The 16,469-nt window shown below is 59.5% G+C and carries 12 protein-coding genes; 6 read left to right on the top strand and 6 right to left on the bottom strand.

Features of this window, described 5'->3' with window-relative positions; genetic code table 11:
• The first annotated feature begins 17 nt into the window (after nucleotides 1-17).
• A complete protein-coding gene (locus J2D75_RS07985) occupies nucleotides 18-2,285 on the top strand; it encodes an FUSC family protein (protein WP_207854253.1) in 2,268 nt (755 codons plus the stop codon).
• 64 nt (nucleotides 2,286-2,349) lie between these two features.
• Here the strand turns inward: J2D75_RS07985 and J2D75_RS07990 are convergent, their stop codons facing one another.
• The 4 genes from J2D75_RS07990 to J2D75_RS08005 all read right to left on the bottom strand — a co-directional run bounded on the left by J2D75_RS07990 (nucleotide 2,350) and on the right by J2D75_RS08005 (nucleotide 7,600).
• A complete protein-coding gene (locus J2D75_RS07990) occupies nucleotides 2,350-2,979 on the bottom strand; it encodes a uracil-DNA glycosylase family protein (RefSeq protein ID WP_207854254.1) in 630 nt (209 codons plus the stop codon).
• A 150-nt stretch (nucleotides 2,980-3,129) separates the two neighbouring features.
• On the bottom strand, nucleotides 3,130-4,548 hold the full coding sequence (locus J2D75_RS07995) for a c-type cytochrome (RefSeq protein WP_207854255.1): 1,419 nt from the start codon (nucleotides 4,546-4,548) through the stop codon (nucleotides 3,130-3,132).
• A gap of 48 nt (nucleotides 4,549-4,596) precedes the next feature.
• On the bottom strand, nucleotides 4,597-6,828 hold the full coding sequence (locus J2D75_RS08000; protein ID WP_207854256.1) for a PQQ-dependent dehydrogenase, methanol/ethanol family: 2,232 nt from the start codon (nucleotides 6,826-6,828) through the stop codon (nucleotides 4,597-4,599).
• Nucleotides 6,829-7,036: 208 nt separating this feature from the next.
• Nucleotides 7,037-7,600, bottom strand: coding sequence for a hypothetical protein (locus tag J2D75_RS08005; RefSeq protein WP_207854257.1), 564 nt, complete (start codon nucleotides 7,598-7,600; stop codon nucleotides 7,037-7,039).
• Between the two features lie 169 nt (nucleotides 7,601-7,769).
• On the opposite strand from J2D75_RS08005, the gene J2D75_RS08010 reads away from it, so the two are divergent.
• From J2D75_RS08010 to cyoD, 5 genes are all read left to right on the top strand, one after another.
• Nucleotides 7,770-8,546 (top strand): Bax inhibitor-1/YccA family protein, encoded by a 777-nt coding sequence (locus tag J2D75_RS08010; RefSeq protein WP_207854258.1) that lies wholly within the window; start codon nucleotides 7,770-7,772, stop codon nucleotides 8,544-8,546.
• A 580-nt stretch (nucleotides 8,547-9,126) separates the two neighbouring features.
• Nucleotides 9,127-10,053, top strand: a complete 927-nt coding sequence (gene cyoA / locus J2D75_RS08015) for a ubiquinol oxidase subunit II (RefSeq protein ID WP_207854259.1) — start codon at nucleotides 9,127-9,129, stop codon at nucleotides 10,051-10,053.
• A 5-nt stretch (nucleotides 10,054-10,058) separates the two neighbouring features.
• A complete protein-coding gene (gene cyoB / locus J2D75_RS08020) occupies nucleotides 10,059-12,050 on the top strand; it encodes a cytochrome o ubiquinol oxidase subunit I (protein ID WP_207854260.1) in 1,992 nt (663 codons plus the stop codon).
• Complete coding sequence (cyoC, locus tag J2D75_RS08025) at nucleotides 12,050-12,655, top strand: cytochrome o ubiquinol oxidase subunit III (protein WP_207854261.1); 606 nt, start codon at nucleotides 12,050-12,052, stop codon at nucleotides 12,653-12,655. Before cyoB ends, cyoC begins: the two co-directional genes overlap by 1 nt.
• A complete protein-coding gene (gene cyoD, locus J2D75_RS08030; protein ID WP_207854262.1) occupies nucleotides 12,655-12,984 on the top strand; it encodes a cytochrome o ubiquinol oxidase subunit IV in 330 nt (109 codons plus the stop codon). The genes cyoC and cyoD overlap by 1 nt, the downstream gene beginning before the upstream one ends.
• A gap of 371 nt (nucleotides 12,985-13,355) precedes the next feature.
• Here cyoD and fdxA read toward each other — a convergent pair whose 3' ends face one another.
• Both fdxA and J2D75_RS08040 read right to left on the bottom strand, forming a co-directional pair.
• On the bottom strand, nucleotides 13,356-13,688 hold the full coding sequence (gene fdxA / locus J2D75_RS08035) for a ferredoxin FdxA (protein WP_207854263.1): 333 nt from the start codon (nucleotides 13,686-13,688) through the stop codon (nucleotides 13,356-13,358).
• 164 nt (nucleotides 13,689-13,852) lie between these two features.
• Complete coding sequence (locus tag J2D75_RS08040; RefSeq protein WP_207854373.1) at nucleotides 13,853-16,462, bottom strand: helicase-related protein; 2,610 nt, start codon at nucleotides 16,460-16,462, stop codon at nucleotides 13,853-13,855.
• Nucleotides 16,463-16,469 lie beyond the last annotated feature (7 nt).

A 16,469-nucleotide genomic window follows, 5' to 3' on the forward strand; every position in this document is an offset into this window, starting at 1 on the left:
TGAGGTAAAAGACCAGCATGGCATCTTCCACCCCGACTGACCCGGCCAGCCCACAGGAGACTGGCTTTCCTCGCTCAGTGGGGCGGTTCTTTCAGGCGGTCGCGCTTATTGTCCGTCAGGCTCTGACGGGTGGTGGCGCGCCACGCAGGCTTGATGGCCTGCGCTGGCTGTATGCGCCTGATGCGCTGGCGTTTGGCTACGCGCTGCGCACCACCATTTCCTCATTGATTGCCCTTGGCATCGCCCTGTGGTGGGAACTGGGCAGCCCGCAATGGGCGGCGCTTACGGTGTGGATGGTCGCGCAGGGTACGCGCGGCAAATCCATTGCCAAGGCACGCTGGCACATGTTCGGCATGGTGGTGGGGATTCTTTGTGCCTTTGTGCTGGTGGGCTGCATGCCGCAGTCACCGTTACTTTATATTTTCTGGGTTGCGGTGGGGATCGGGCTTTTCTGCTTTATCGGTACCCTGCTGCCCGGCCCGGCCACCATGACCAATTATCGTATTCATGGCATGCGGGCCTCGGGGTTTACTTACGCCATTATCGCGCTGGATGGCGCTGCCGCCCCGGATCAGATTTTCCAGATTGCTATGGCGCGCGCCACCTATATTACGCTGGGCATTGTGGTGGAGACCACCATCTCCTCGTTGTTTCAGTATCAGCTTGGCTCACGCGCAAGAAACCGGCTGGCGGCCAATTTTGTCGAAGCGCTCAAGGGAGCTGTTCCCGCCCTGCGTAGCCTGCTTGCGGGGGATCGTCGGGCTGTTCTGTCCTCGCCGGGTGTATTTTCCACCATCGCCACCATGAGCGATCAGGTGGAGTTTGCCGAAATTGAAATGGGCACCCATCAGCACGAGGGCGATCATGCCCGTGCGGCGCTGGCCGCCATTACGGTGCTGATGTCACGCGGGCTGGAACTGGGCACGCTTATTAACGTGCCGCATAGCGATGGGCCGGATTACCAACAACTGGCGGCCCGCACCGCCAGTTTTCTTAACGATCTTCCCACCCGGCTGGAAGGTGAGCAGCCGATCAACCCGGTGCTGGCTGATCTGGCGCACCTGCGTGCGGATAGTCGGCAACTGGCCACCGCCTGCCTTGAGCGCGAAATGGTGGCCGCAACCCATCCTCCGGTTGATCTGGCGCTTGAGGTGGGGCTGTCGCGGCAGGGGCAGGTATTGCACAAGCTGTCAGCCCTGCTGGATGAACTGTCGCTTGCGATAGAACAGTTTGAAATGAGCCGCAGCACCCAGCCGCATGATCAGTTTCATTATCCCATGCGCTCTTATCGTGACTGGCGCATGGCGTTTTACAATAGCCTGCGTGCCAGCGTGACGATTTTCTGTGCGGGCCTGATCTGGATTGCTACCGCCTGGCCCGATGGCCTGTTTTTCATGATGTTTGTGGCCATTGTCTGCGCATTGTTCTCAACGTTGGAAAAACCGGCGCTAGCGACACAGTCTTTTCTGCACGGCACAATCTGCGTCATTGGTCTGTGCTGTGCGCTGGATCTGTGGGTTATGGCGCGGCCCTCGGTTTATGAAACACTGGCGCTGGTGCTGGCCGTGCCCATGCTGGTGGGGGGCATGGCGTTTGCCTGGGCGCCGCTTGCTCTGGCGGCTGTAGCGTACAACCTGTTTCTGCCTATTCTGGTCAGCCCTATGAACGAGGGACGGCTGGATGAAATCATGTATTTCAACACCGCCTTGCCGCTATTTTTGGCGATGATGTTCTGCATGTGGATGTACCGCATCTTCCTGCCGGTTGATCCCAATGGCCTGCGGTGGGACATGCGTGTGGATATTCTGCGCCGTCTGCGCAGGCAGGCGGGTTCTGCCCGCCCGATGTCCGCACCCGAGGTTATCGGGCGCAATGTGGAAGGCTTTGTCCGGTTGTCTGGCATGGGAGCTGATAATGCTTTTGTGCTGGAGCGTTATCTGGGTGGGGTGCTGTCCAGCATGACCATCGAACTCAACCTGCTACGCCTGCGGAGTATTCTCGAACGCGGTGCGCTGCCCGATGACGCCAACCGGCCAATCCGGCTTATGATGGCGCGCATGCATCGTTTTTCTGGACGTTATGGTGGGCAGTATGGTCGCACCGCCAGAGCGGCGGGCGAGGCTGTGGCGCATCTGGCGTTGCTGGAGCGCTCGGAAACCAATCTGTCTGTGCGGGTTGAAATGCTCAGCGCATTGGCCAGCCTGCGCGTGATCGAGGCAGAACTCCGCGAGAATGAAGCCTTCTTTGATGCGTCCAACCCGTATCTGGATGGCGCTTTTTCCTGAATAATCGCTCAGTCAGGCTTGGCCCCATCCTGCGCTTAACACGCAGGGCAGGGTGGGGCTGCCCCTAATCCAGTGCCGCCTGCACGGCTTGGCGCAAAGCCGGAATGACCTGTGCACGAAACGCCGGGGTGCGCCGCTCCCACTGGCCTGTCCGCCATGAGGGATGGGGCAGCGGGAAGAAGCGCGGCAGGTAACGTTCGAAATCCAGCGTACGTTCAAAAACGCTGCCCTTGCCGAGCACATGGTTCTGGGCAAACCCGCCAACCAGCAGGGTCAGGCGGATATTGGGCAATTGCGCCAGCAGCCGGGCGCGCCACAGGGCCGCACAGGCAGGTGGAGGTGGTTTATCGCCCCCTTTTGCCTGCACACCGGGATAGCAGAAAGCCATGGGAACAAGGGCCACGCGGCTCTTATCGTAAAAAACATCCCGCTCCATGCCCAGCCATTCCCGCAGGCGGTCCCCCGAAGCATCGTTGAAGGAAATCCCGGTTTCATGCACCCGTGTGCCCGGTGCCTGACTGGCAATCAGCAGGCGTGCGCGTGTGTCTGCATGCACAACGGGCCGAGGTGTGAAGGGCAGGCTATCCGCGCAATGGGTGCAGGCGCGAATGGCGGTTAAAAGCCCGTCGAGCGGCTCTGTTCCGGCTGTGGTGCCCTGCGGGTCTTGCTCGCAGGCTTCAGGCGTGACGATCATGATGGAGAGATATGTGCAGGCGGTTGGAGCCGTGCAATGGGCGGCCTGCTGCGCCCATAAAAAAACACCGCAACGTTGCCGCTGCGGTGTTTTTCAAAACCCGCCCGGTCAGGGGCGAACCCATGACCGGGAAGGGGGAGGATGCGTGCCTTACTGGGCTGCGTCCACACCCGCATGGGTCTGCGGAGCGAAGGTCCAGCCTGCGCCATAAGGCTGCGGCATGAACAGGCCCCAGGTTGCCGTAGCCGCCGTGGCGTTAGCCCAGCCTTCGGTCGGGATCGGTGCGTTATCCAGACGCAGGTGCTGGATATCGGCCGCCGTTACGTTGGCAGGAGCCTTGTTGCCCCAGGCGGAGCGGATGAAGTTGACCACATCAGCAATCTGCTGATCGGACAGGATGGTCTTGTAACCCGGCATGGCCACAGCCGAAGGCGCCCAGTTGGTGGGCGGCAGCACGCCACCAGCCACCACGATATGGGCAACCGATGTCGGGTTGTCGGTTACGACAACAGGGTTGCCTGCCAGCGGCGGGAACATACGGGCGACACCACCACCATCGTTACGGTGACAGGCCGAGCACTGATCCAGATAGATCTTGGCGCCAGCATTGTCGGCCACGCTGTTGGAATCCAGCGCCTGAGCGGTGGAGGCATCATACGTGTAGTCACCACGCGACGGGGGTACCGGCGGCATGGACTTCAGGTATTTTGCAATGGCGTGCAGATCGGCGTCAGTGAAGTACTGCGTGCTCCAGCCCACCACGTCAGCCATACCACCGAACACGGCGGAGTGGTCTGTACGGCCAGACTTCAGGAACGTGTACAGGTCATCTTCAGACCAGCGACCAACACCCACAACGGGGTCGTTGCGCAGGCTGGGCGCGATCCAGTTGTCGATGACACCGCCGCCACCCAGGAAGTCCGGGCCGCCTGCTGCATCAAACGCTTTTTCCTGCATGGCGAAACCACGCGGGGTATGGCAGGCGCCGCAATGGCCAGCGCCGGTTACCAGATATTCGCCACGGGCGATTTCCGGGTCGGTGCCGGGGGCCGGGGTAAAGGCCTTGGGCGCCGGGGCGAACATGGTGCGCCAGATGCTCAGCGGCCAGCGCATGGACAGCGGCCAGGTGATGTCCGCTTCCTGATTCTTCTGCGGAACCGCTGCCACGCCGTGCATGAAATACGCATACAGGGCTTTGATGTCTTCAGGCGTCATGCGCGAGAAGGAGGGGTACGGCATGGCCGGATACAGCGTGCTGCCATCCTTACGTACGCCATGACGAACCGCTTCATCGAATTCCTGAAGCGTATAGGTGCCGATCCCGTAGGTGGGATCGGGCGTGATGTTGGTCGAGTAGATCGTGCCGATGGGCGTCTTGATCGACAGCCCACCTGCGAATTTCTGACCGTTCAGGGCCGTGTGACAGGCCACGCAGTCACCAAGACGCGCGACATATTCACCCTGTTTGATCAGGTCTGCATCAGCCTCCTGAGCATGAGCCAGGGACGTGCCTGCCAGAAGCCCGACAGTGACCGCTCCGAGAGCGGCTTTTAGTCTGTTCATCATCATGTTTACCACTGTATTGCCTGAGTGCCGAATGACGTCATGACTGCCGGGTTATTGGGGCGCAATGCCAATGACCGGCTCCTGCGGTGTTCCGCTGGCGTTCTTACGAGCGTCAACTTCGCGCTGGTACGTATCGTTCGCACGCTTGATCAGGTACTGACGGATTGATTCAATCTGGTCAGGTGTCATGCTGGTGTCGAAGCGATCCATGCCATAGGCAGTGAGAGCGCCGCGGCCTACAACGTTGTAGAACGCATCCTTGTGGCGGATGGAGCCGGACCAACGCAGGTCGGGCAGCATACCGGCACCTTCGCCATTATCGCCATGGCAGGTCTGGCAGTAGGTCTGGTACTCGAAGTACCCTTTGTCTACGACCTTGTTGTCGTATTCGGCAGGCGGCTTAACGGGCAGGAAGCCCAGGCTGTTCATTTCAGGCAGGGAAGCCTTGCCGTCGAGCGAGAACACAGCCACGAAAGAGTGGTTGACCGTCCAGCCCGAGGTGCGGCCCATGCCGCCCATGGAAATGGGGTAAATACCGCCCCAGCCCACTTCAACCGCAACATACTGCTTGCCGTTCACGCTGTAGGTGATGGGCGAGGCAATGATGCCGCTCTGTGCGTTGAATTTGAACAGGTCGGAACCGTTGGTGGCGTCGTAGGCGTGGAATTCGCCATTGGCCAGACCCTGGAAGAGCAGGTCGCCGCCGGTGGCCAGCACGCCGCCGTTCCACGGACCCTTGTGGTCGATCTGCCACACGGTCTGCATCTTCACCGGATCCCAGGCCAGCACTTCGCCGTGCAGGTCTTTCAGGTAGGCCGAGCGGGCTTCCGCGTTGTCGGGCAGGCCGGTCTTGGTCATGTCCAGACCGAGGTTCCAGGAGTCCGGGTGAGCCTTGAAGCCGCCGGTCTGGTTCTTGTAGCCGAACGGAATCTGGTGCGCGGGCAGGTAGATCAGGTGCGTGCGGGGGCTGTAAGCCATCGCCATGAAGTTATGCGCACCCAGCGGGCCGGGAATGCCGTACCAGAAGTTGCCGTTAAGCGTCCACAGACCTTCGGGGTTGTAGATCGGGCGACCGGTCAGCGGGTCGAGGCCGCTGGCCCAGTTCTCGTAGGTGTAGTTACGACCTGCGAGGAATTCACCCGTCTTGGCGTCGATGATGTACAGGAAGCCGTTCTTGGGTGCATGCACGATCACGCGGCGGGTTTCACCGTTGATGGGCATGTCGATGGTCATGATCTGCTGGACTGACGTGTAGTCCCACTGATCCATCGGCGTTTCCTGGAAGTGCCAGACGTATTCGCCGGTTTCAGGCTTGAGCGCGACAATGCTACCCAGGAACAGGTTGCTGCCCATGCCGCCGGAGCGGTACTTGTAGTTCCAGGGAGAGCCGTTACCCACGCCCAGATAGACCAGATCGGCCACCGGATCATACATGATGGAGTCCCAGACGGTGCCGCCACCGCCCTGCTGCACCCATGCGCCGTTGGGGCCCCAGGTCTTGTAGGCCTTGTCCATCAGTACCTTGTCGGACACGGCATGGTCAGGCTGGTTCTTGTTGTTGGGAACCGTATAGAAGCGCCACTTCAGCTTGCCGGTTTCGGCATCGAAAGCAGACACGAAACCACGAGCGCCGAATTCCGCGCCGCCATTGCCGATCAGCACCAGACCCTTGACCACGCGCACTGCGCCATCAACGGTGTAGGAACGCTGCTTGCCCAGAGAGGCCTCGGGCGGAATGGTGTTGACTTCCCAGACCTTCTTGCCGGTCTTGGCGTCCAGAGCGATCATACGACCGTCGAACGTGCCGAAGAAGACCTTGCCGTTCCAGTAGCCAGCACCGCGGTTTACGGTGTCACAGCAGCCTTTGTCGGCAATGTTGCCGGGTACCTGCGGGTCGTATTCCCACAGCAGCTTGCCGGTTGCTGCGTCCAGAGCTTTCATCTTGGACCAGTTGGTGGTGGCATACATGATGCCGTCCACGACCAGCGGCGTGCCTTCCTGGCCGCGGTTGGTATCGAAATTGTAATACCAGGCCAGTTTCAGGTTGCCGACATTGGCGCGGGTAATCTGGTCCAGCGGGCTGTAGCGCTGCTCGCTATAGGTACGGCCATAAGTCAGCCAGTTTTCGGGATGCTCATCCGCGTGAATGATGGCTTCCCCCGTGTCGCCCAGGGTATCGGCGTGTGCAGGGAAGGCCACACAGGGCAAGGCAGCGGCGCAGAGTGTTCCGGCCGCGAGAATTCCTTGCAGCGAACGTCTCTTGGCGGAGGCGGGGCGGGTCATGCGTTCATGTCCTCGACTGGTGTAAAGGTGAGGAAAAAATAATAGCCGGTGGTCCGGTTTCTGACACATCAGCCAAGGCGTGAGCGGGATGTCAATCACGCGCCGCGAATAGCTGCCCTTTCCGGTGCGGATAATTTGCAGGCCTTACAGGGCAGTAGGCACATGACGGCGGCGTGAGGCGGTGGTGCCCGGCACAGCGGCCTGAGTGTTATAACAATTCTGGATCAGGTCTGAAACAGTTCGTGAAAGGGTAGTCAGCTTCCTTTTCCAAGGATAGCGGATCGTGGTTTTTTCCTGAACTGAACACAGTGAATTCGTAGAGTTCCTCCTGATCGGGGCAGGTCGCATAATGAATGGACAGCCAGTGGTTAACCTCCTCCACCGGGGCTGTTGTAACGTCTGCCAGAGGGGCTGCCAGAGGGGTGCTCGGGGGGGCTGGGGCCAGTCCGGCCCGGCGTGCGGCTGAGCGGATTTTCACGGAAAGGTGATCTGCCTCCGCCCCCTCAAACAGAGCCGCCAGCAAGATTCGGTGCTGTCTTTCGAGGAGAGTGAAGCCGGTATGGCGTAGGGAGAGCGGTCGCTTCAGGCGCAGCGCCATCAGCCCGTGATCCAGCTCTTCCATGGCCGTGAGGGACGTGGCCTCCCCCAGCGTAATCAGTGGCAGCGCCAGAACAGGGGCGGGGAGCCACTCTCCAGATGGGAAAAAGCCCTGTAACGTGCGGAAAAACCGTGTCATTTCGGGAGGAATGGCAAGACCTGCGATCAGGAACATGGCAACACCGTGGGGCTGAAAGGGGTTTGCGGTACGGAGTATCGCGCCGGGCGGCGGGGCCATTTCGGCCTTAATGTTATGCCATACACGCTTCCCACCCTTGACGTGGGGGAAATGCAACCACAATTATAATTCGACCCGGCAAGTCCGGTATCAAGGAGAGTGCACCATGTCGTTTAGTCGGGATTACCGTTCCCCTGCCTCAGCATCGGGATGGAACGCGCAGGCCAGCGTGGATGCCGGACTGCGATCCTATATGCTGCGTGTCTATAACTGGATGGCGTCCGGTCTGCTGCTGACCGGCATCGTGGCTTATCTGATTGCCAATACGACCCTCAGCGGCCTGTTTTTTCAGCAGGTGATGGTGTCTTCAGGCGCACTGATGTTGCGGCCGACCCTCCTTGGTGATCTGGCCATGCTGTCGCCGCTGGCGTTCGTGCTGGTGATGTCTTTTGGCATCAACCGCCTTTCGCTTCAGGGTGCACAGGCTCTGTTCTGGGCGTTTGCCGCTGCTATGGGGGCGAGTCTGGCCAGCATTTTTGCGGTCTATACCGGCACGTCCATCATGCGCGTCTTTCTGGTGACATCGTGCATGTTCGCCGCCACTTCGCTGTGGGGTTACACGACCAAGGCCAATCTGGTGCGCTTCAGCTCCTTTCTGATGATGGGCCTGCTGGGCCTGCTCATCACCGGGCTGGTCAATCTCTTCCTGCACAGCGCCACAGTCTATTATATTTATAGCGCTGCCGGGGTGCTGATCTTCACCGCCTTCTGTGCGTTCGATGCGCAGCGTATCCGCATGACCTACATGCAGGTTGCAGCCTATGAAAGCCCGGAGATGATGGGCAAGCGCAGTGTTTATGATGCGCTTAACCTCTATCTGAACTTCATCAACCTTTTCCAGTTCCTGCTGCAGTTCATGGGCGTGCGGAACTCAGGGGACTGACTCCGCTACCAAACGCACGGCTCTTCCGTAGGAGAGAAGCAGACAACCCGGCCTTTTGAGGCCGGGTTTTTTTGTGCGCCAAGGTATGCCGGAAATGAATGCTGATATGTCCAATCAGAATGGGGAGTGGAGCGGTCCTGATGGTGGGCGTGGATGTTGTAACGAAAACGAGAGCGCGGGGGTCTGTTCGGTAATCAGAAAGATAGAGCTAATTTTTGCCATTATCTGATTTCCGGCCTGCCGGGGTGTCCCCTGATCGAGCGCGTGGGGGCAGACCGCGCCAAAGCCCCGGTCTGCCATAACAGGCGGCAAGGACTTGTGACGAAAGGCAGATGGAACTTTTCTGACGTTTGAGAATCAGCCTGTAGGGAATAAGGTGCGTCCATGGCGTTGCTGTCATGGTTCGTTCTGCCATGTCGTGTGTCCCGTTGCCTGTCTTTTGCACGGGCAGGCGGGTTTGTGGCGTGAGTAAGGGCGGAATATGTCCGTGGCGCGGTTTTTCTTGCCGTTGTCAGGCTTCTATGGCAGCAGGGCAAGAGTCTTATGAGGCTATGTTGATGTCAGAACCAAGAGGCGTGCGATGAAAAACAAGTTACTGGCGAGACTGGCGCGATTGGGCGGCCTATCGTCAGCGTTGCTGCTTGCGGGGTGTGAACTGGACGTTCTCGACCCGAAAGGCCCGGTGGGCGAGGGCGTTAAGTCCTTGATCACCACCTCCGTGATCGCGATGCTGATTGTTGTGGTGCCGACGATTATTCTGTCACTCGTGTTTGCCTGGCACTACCGCCAGTCCAACACCAGCGCGGAATACCTGCCGAAATGGAGCCACTCCAACAAGATTGAAGTGGTGATCTGGGGCGTTCCGTCCCTTATTATCCTGTTCCTGGCAGTGATCACCTATCAGACCTGTCACTCCCTCGATCCCTATAAGCCGCTTGAGGCTGAAGCCAACACCAAGCCTCTGCACGTGCAGGTGGTGGCGCTGGATTGGAAGTGGCTGTTTATCTATCCGGAGCAAGGGATTGCCACGGTCAACCAGCTGGCCATGCCGGTCAACACCCCGGTTGATTTTGACATCACTTCTGACTCCGTCATGAACTCGTTCTTCATCCCACGCCTTGGTTCCATGATTTACGCGATGGCGGGCATGCAGACCCAGCTTCACCTGATGGCCAGCGAGCCGGGTGACTTTGCTGGTGAATCCGCCAACTACAGCGGTCGCGGTTTCTCTGACATGCGGTTCCACGCCCTGGCGATGGGTAATGATGAATTCAACGCCTGGGTCGAGAAGGTTCGTTCTTCCTCTGAAGAGCTGGATGGACAGACCTACCCGAAACTGGCAGCGCCCAGCGAGGCGAACCCTGTCGAATATTTCGCGCACGTTGAACCCGGCATGTTCAACACGATCGTTGCCAAATACAACAACGGCATGATCATGGACAAAAGCACCGGCAAGATGATCCAGGTGCAGCAGTCCGCGATGTCCGACATGAATATGAAGGAATAGGATTTATGCTCGGGAGACTCTCGTTCTCGGCGCTTCCGCTGGATGTGCCAATCGTTGTGGGAACATTTATCGGCGTCTGCATCATCGGTATCGCGGTGCTGGGGCTGATTACCTATTACGGTAAATGGGGCTATTTGTGGAAAGAGTGGTTTACTTCGGTTGACCACAAGCGTCTGGCTGTCATGTACATCGTACTGGCGCTGGTAGCTCTGGCCCGCGGTTTCGCGGATGCCATCATGATGCGTACCCAGCTTGCGCTGGCCTATGCCGGTAACCCCGGCTACCTGCCGCCGCATCACTACGACCAGATCTTTTCGGCCCACGGCACGATCATGATCTTCTTCCTGGCCATGGCATTCATGACCGGTCTGTTCAACTTCATCGTGCCGCTGCAGATCGGCGCACGTGACGTGGCCTTTCCGTTCCTGAACAACCTGAGCTTCTGGATGACGGCTGCTGCATTCATTCTGGTGAACGTCTCCCTGTTCATCGGTGAGTTCTCGCAGTGCGGCTGGCTGGCTTACCCGCCTCTGTCCGAGACGCAGTTCAGCCCCGGTGTTGGCGTTGACTACTATATCTGGGCAATCCAGATCTCTGGTGTCGGCACGCTGCTGACCGGCGTGAACTTCTTCGTCACGATCGTGAAGATGCGCGCTCCGGGCATGAGCTGGATGAAAATGCCGGTGTTCACCTGGACGGCTTTCTGCTCTTCCATCCTGATCATGGTGTCGTTCCCCGTGCTGACCGTTGCGGTGGCCCTGCTGGGTCTTGACCGTTACTTCGGTATGCACTTCTTCACCAATGATGGTGGCGGCAACCAGATGATGTACCTGAACCTGATCTGGGCTTGGGGCCATCCTGAAGTTTATATTCTTGTTATTCCTGCCTTTGGTGTCTTCTCCGAAGTTGTGCCTGCTTTCTCTGGCAAGCCCCTGTTCGGTTACAACACCATGGTTTACGCGACCTGCTCCATCATGGTGCTGTCCTTCCTCGTGTGGGCGCATCACTTCTTCACGATGGGCGCTGGCCCGGACGTTAATGCTTTCTTCGGCATTGCGACCATGATCATCTCGATCCCGACTGGTGTTAAGCTCTTCAACTGGCTGTTCACCATGTATAAGGGCCGTATCCGCTTCCATGCCTGCATGTACTGGGCGGTTGGCTTTATGGTCACCTTCACCATCGGTGGTATGACCGGTGTTATGATGGCGATCCCGGGTTCCGACTTCGTGCTGCATAACAGCCTGTTCCTGATTGCCCACTTCCATAACGTGATTATCGGCGGTGTGTATTTCGGTTACATCTGCGGTATGAACTTCTGGGCTCCCAAGGTTCTGGGCTTCAAACTGAACGAAGCATGGAGCAAGCGGGCGTTCTGGCTCTGGCTGGTTGGCTTCTACTTCGCGTTCATGCCGCTGTATGTCCTCGGCTTCGAAGGCATGACCCGTCGTATGAACCACTATGACAACCCGGCCTGGTATCCTTGGATGCTGGTTGCTGAAGTTGGCGCGGTTCTGATCCTGCTTGGCATCGCCTGCCAGCTGATCCAGCTCTACGTCTCCATCCGTGACTGCAACCTGCCGGAAAACCGCGACGTTTCGGGCGACCCCTGGAATGGCCGTACGCTGGAATGGTCCACGTCTTCGCCGCCGCCTGTGTATAACTTTGCCATTGTCCCGCATGTGCATTCGATCGATGCGTTCATGCACGACAAGGAAAACGGCATTGATACGCGTCAGGCTGGTGCTCAGTATCAGGCGATCCATATGCCCAAGAACACGGTGGCAGGTGTTGCCGCTGGTCTGTTCGCTCTGATCTTCGGCTTTGCCGCGGTGTGGTATATCTGGTGGCTCGCAGTGGTCGGTCTGGTTGGCGTAATTGCCACCGTGATTGCCCGCAGCGCGAACAAGGATGTGGATTTCTACATTCCCGCCGAAGAGGTTGCCCGCATCGAAAACGAGCACACCCGTAAACTGATGGCACAGGCAGCTGAATAATGGCACACGATACAACTGTTCAGACCGCGGGCCACGACGAACACCATCACGAATCTCCGGTGGTGTTCGGGTTCTGGGTCTATCTGATGACGGACTGCATTATTTTCGGCTCGCTTTTTGCCGTCTTTGCAGTCCTGCGGAATCAGTTCAATGGCGGCCCGACCGGCCATGAACTGTTCGAGTTCGGTGGGCTTGGGCTGGAAACAGCCCTGCTCCTCGTCTCTTCCATCACCTACGGGTTTGGCATGATTGCCGCCCACAAGAACCAGATCAGTCAGGTTATTCTGTGGCTTGGTGTCACGTTCCTGCTGGGCCTGGGCTTTGTGGGTCTGGAAGTGCGTGAATTCGCACACATGATTGCCGAAGGGGCTGGCCCGGATCGCAGCGCGTTCCTGTCTGCCTTCTTCACGCTGGTTTCCACTCACGGTCTGCATGTAACATGCGGCCTGATCTGGATCCTGACGCTGATGGTTCAGCTGATGGGCACGACCGAGATCCCTGAGCGCATGATGAACAAGCTCACCTGCCTGAGCCTGTTCTGGCACTTCCTGGATATCGTGTGGATCTGCGTTTTCTCCTATGTCTATCTGGCGAGCATGATCTGATGAGCACACAAACAAACTCCTCCGGCGAAAGCCACGGCAGCGTGTCATCGTACCTGATCGGTTTCGTTCTCGCTGTTGTCCTTACGGTTCTGTCGTTCCTTGTGGTTTCGACCCACAGCCTGTCCCCCACGGGCACGCTGGCGGCTCTGTCGATGCTGGCTCTGGTTCAGGTTCTGGTGCATCTGCACTACTTCCTGCACATGGGCGGCTCTTCCGAGCAGCGCTGGAACAACATCTGCTTCGTGTTTACCGTCGCTTTCGTGACCATCCTGATCGTGGGCACGGTGTTCATCATGACGAACACCACCATGCACATGATGTCACGTTGATCAGGCTTTTAGCCTGATCCCCCTTTACGAAGGGTGATGTGAACATGGCGAAACCCCCGGGGTCTTATGACCCCGGGGGTTTTTGCGTATGGGGCTGTTTCTGACGGGTTTCGGCCCTTCGGCCGTTGTCAGCCGATGCTTTCTGTTACAGTCGGTGGCTGTGGCTGTGGCTGTGGCTGTGGCTGTGGCTGTGGCTGTGGCTGTGGCTGTGGCTGTGCAGCAATGGCAGGGGCGCTACGATGGACAAAAAAATGGCGCCGGGGGAAACCGGCGCCATTTTTGATATCTGTCTGGGCTTGTGGCCACCCCCGAAGGGCTGACTGCCTCCGTTGCCCATGCGCCCCACGAACGGAGCGGTATGGGCCGGGTGCTTAGCCTTTCTGCGGTTCGGGAGAAAGAAGGTCGGCCTTGTTGGGCTTGTCCTTCCATTCTTCCGCATCGGCGGGCGGGGTGCCCTTGCGGGTGATGTTGGGCCACAGGCCAGCATATTTGGAGTTGACTTCAGCCCATGCGGCGGAGCGGTCATCGCTATCGGGGAAAATGGCCTCAGCGGGGCATTCCGGTTCGCACACGCCGCAGTCAATGCACTCATCCGGGTTGATAACCAGAAAGTTTTCACCGGCGTAGAAGCAGTCAACGGGGCAGACTTCCACACAGTCCATGAATTTGCAGCGGATGCAGTTTTCAGTGACCACGTAGGTCATTGCCATCTCCGAATATATCTGGCGGCCGTGCCATGCACGCCGGTTGGGGTCAGATGACCGGCGCAGGGGCCATGTCACCAAGGAAGGCGCAGATATGGGGGGGTTTTTGTCTGATGGCAACCCGTGAGCGGTATGCCTGTCCCAGCCCCGAAAGCAGGGCAGGCTTACAGCCGCTCTCGCAGTCTTGCAAGTGCTGCAAAAGGCCCGCTGGCCATCCGGGGGGAAAGGGGGGCGTTTTTCTGGGGGCGCGCTGGTTTTCCGCCGGGTTTCCTTGTGTGTGCGGCGGGGAGTATCAGCAGAGGGGCCGGGGGGCCGGGCTGACCATCAGGCAAAGGTGTTGGTGGATACAGGCGTATGCCTAAGGCGCGCAGCAGCACGGGCAGGTTTTTTTTCGCAACCCCCAGTCGGGATGCCAGATTGGGCGGAGCGGGCTTGGCGCCCTTGCGTGTAAGCGACTCCATATCGGTGCGAATATCGGCCACACGGTCGAGTCGTACGAGGGTCTGCGCAGCAAAGAGCCAGCCGAGGCTGAGATAGGCCGCCGTGTCTGCGCCGTTGGGCGGGAGCGGACAGGGGAGGGAAACCGCCCCCGGCGGGGGGAGCGCGGGAAGGGTCGTTTGCTGATGGATGCCCAGTAGCAGGCGGCGCAGGGCCATGGAGGCTGGGCGCAGCAGCCGGGTGCAGAGCAGTACGCCCTGTGTGTGCTGGATATGCAGGCGGGCCAGCAGTTTTTTTTCCGCACTGGATAAAGGCGGCAGCAGAGGGCAGGGGGCGACACCCCCATGCTCCATCAGGCTGTGTACAAGCCCGCGAGGCAAAGGGTGGGCCTGTACGGCGGTTTCGGCCCGGTACAGGGGGGCAAGTTCGCGCCGGATCAGAGCGGTAAGGAAGTGACCTAGCCGAGCGCGGATTTTCTCTTTTTGCGCCGCATCAAGAAACTCGGCGTCTCTTACGGTTATATCGGGCAGCAGGACGGACAGGCCGGGGCGCAGCCGGGCAATGACCTCGCCCTGCCAGCTCAGTGTGCCGGTTTCGGTCTCCAGCGCCAGTTCGCTGTCATCGGCCTGCATGAAGCGTGCGACAAGATGGGGCATTTCCGTGCGCGCTGCCCGGCGTGCCGCGCGCAGGATCAGCGGTTGGTCCATGCGGGCGGCCTCGGCATCCGGGGCGAAAGAAAAGCCGCGCATATGGCCCACGGCATGGCCTTCCACAATGATCTCGCCCGAGCGGCTCATGGCCGAAAGTAGGGGTTTGCCGTCTGCTTCTTCCAGCCTGCGGGCCAGACTGGCGGCCCGGCGGTCTACAAAGCGGGCGGTCAGGCGCTCATGCAGGGCATCGGACAGGGTGTCTTCAAGCTGGCGGGTATGGCGCTGCCAGTGGGCGGCGTTTTCAACCCAGTCGCTTCGGGCAGAAACATAAGACCAGATTCGGATCCCCATCAGCCGCTGCATGAGGGTGTCAATATCGCCCTCGGTGCTGTCCATGCCTTTCAGGCGTGCGCCCAGCCAATCCGAAGGCAGGTGGCGCTTGTGCGCAAGCAGGGTAAAGATTTGTGCGCATTGGCGAATATGGCTGTCCTCGCCCAGTTTGCGGAAATCAGGAATCTGACAGACTTCCCATAACAGCCGCACCAGATGTGGCGTGTTGGCCAGCGCCTTTATGCTGGCATCCTGCATGAAGGCGTGCAGGCACAGCAGATCTGCCGCTGGTTCCGCCGGGCGCAGGCAGCGCGCGGGTGGTTTGCGACACAGGCTGGTCTGCAAACCCGCCAGAGAGGAAAAATCCAGTGCGCTGTTACGCCACCACAGGCTGTGCAGGGGTTCGAAACGGTGCTCCTCCACCGCTTCCACCAAGGTTTCACTTAACGGTGGGCAGGTGCCGGTGGTGCCAAATGTGCCATCGCGCGCACCGCGGCCAGCACGCCCGGCAATCTGGGCTATTTCGGCGGCACTCAGCAGGCGGTGGCGCTGCCCGTCAAACTTGGACAGGCCTGCAAAGGCAACATGGTGAATATCCATGTTCAGCCCCATGCCGATCGCGTCTGTGGCCACAAGGTAGTCTACTTCGCGGTTCTGGTAGAGGGCCACCTGTGCGTTGCGCGTGCGGGGGGAAAGCTGCCCCATAACCACCGCGCATCCACCGCGCTTGCGGCGGATCAGCTCGGCAATGGCATAGACCTCAGCCACGGAAAACGCGACGATGGCCGAACGGGGCGGCAGGCGTGACAGCCGGTTGTGCCCAACGCCCGAGAGGGCCGACAGGCGCGGGCGGGTGTCTATTTCAATATGCGGGATGAGCGTTTTCAGCAGCGGGGCGATGGTGTCCGCCCCCAGAAACAGCGTTTCTGCCGCACCGCGTGCGTTCAGGAGCCGGTCTGTGAAGATATGCCCGCGCTCGGGGTCTGCGCAGAGCTGGATTTCATCCACGGCTACAAAGTCAACGGGTTGCTTACCCGGCATGGGCGTTGTGGGCATGGCCTCGACCGTGCACGAAAACCAGCGTGCATGAGGGGGTATGATTTTTTCCTCCCCCGTGATGAGGGCAACAGCGCGTACGCCCTTGGCCTGCACCATACGTTCGTAATTCTCGCGTGCCAGCAGCCGGAGCGGAAAGCCGATAATACCGGAGTCGTGCGCAAGCATGCGCTCAAGGGCCAGATGGGTTTTGCCTGTATTGGTGGGGCCGAGAATGGCCCGTATACATGCCCCTTCCGGTGCGGGCCGGGCCGGGCTGGGTTCTGGCGGGGCGGCGGGCGGGCGGGCGGAAACCTTCATGGCGTCA

It is taken from the genome of Acetobacter suratthaniensis (genome assembly GCF_017377745.1).
Lineage (GTDB): Bacteria > Pseudomonadota > Alphaproteobacteria > Acetobacterales > Acetobacteraceae > Acetobacter > Acetobacter suratthaniensis.

Bases quoted from the DNA above. Each gene is read 5' to 3' on its own strand.
- J2D75_RS07990 (WP_207854254.1), bottom strand. From the start codon at position 2,979: ATGATCGTCACGCCTGAAGCCTGCGAGCAAGACCCGCAGGGCACCACA.
- J2D75_RS08040 (WP_207854373.1), bottom strand. From the start codon at position 16,462: ATGAAGGTTTCCGCCCGCCCGCCCGCCGCCCCGCCAGAACCCAGCCCG.
- J2D75_RS08010 (WP_207854258.1), top strand. From the start codon at position 7,770: ATGTCGTTTAGTCGGGATTACCGTTCCCCTGCCTCAGCATCGGGATGG.
- J2D75_RS07985 (WP_207854253.1), top strand. From the start codon at position 18: ATGGCATCTTCCACCCCGACTGACCCGGCCAGCCCACAGGAGACTGGC.
- J2D75_RS08000 (WP_207854256.1), bottom strand. From the start codon at position 6,828: ATGACCCGCCCCGCCTCCGCCAAGAGACGTTCGCTGCAAGGAATTCTC.
- cyoD (WP_207854262.1), top strand. From the start codon at position 12,655: ATGAGCACACAAACAAACTCCTCCGGCGAAAGCCACGGCAGCGTGTCA.
- cyoB (WP_207854260.1), top strand. From the start codon at position 10,059: ATGCTCGGGAGACTCTCGTTCTCGGCGCTTCCGCTGGATGTGCCAATC.
- J2D75_RS07995 (WP_207854255.1), bottom strand. From the start codon at position 4,548: ATGATGATGAACAGACTAAAAGCCGCTCTCGGAGCGGTCACTGTCGGG.
- J2D75_RS08005 (WP_207854257.1), bottom strand. From the start codon at position 7,600: ATGTTCCTGATCGCAGGTCTTGCCATTCCTCCCGAAATGACACGGTTT.
- cyoC (WP_207854261.1), top strand. From the start codon at position 12,050: ATGGCACACGATACAACTGTTCAGACCGCGGGCCACGACGAACACCAT.
- cyoA (WP_207854259.1), top strand. From the start codon at position 9,127: ATGAAAAACAAGTTACTGGCGAGACTGGCGCGATTGGGCGGCCTATCG.
- fdxA (WP_207854263.1), bottom strand. From the start codon at position 13,688: ATGACCTACGTGGTCACTGAAAACTGCATCCGCTGCAAATTCATGGAC.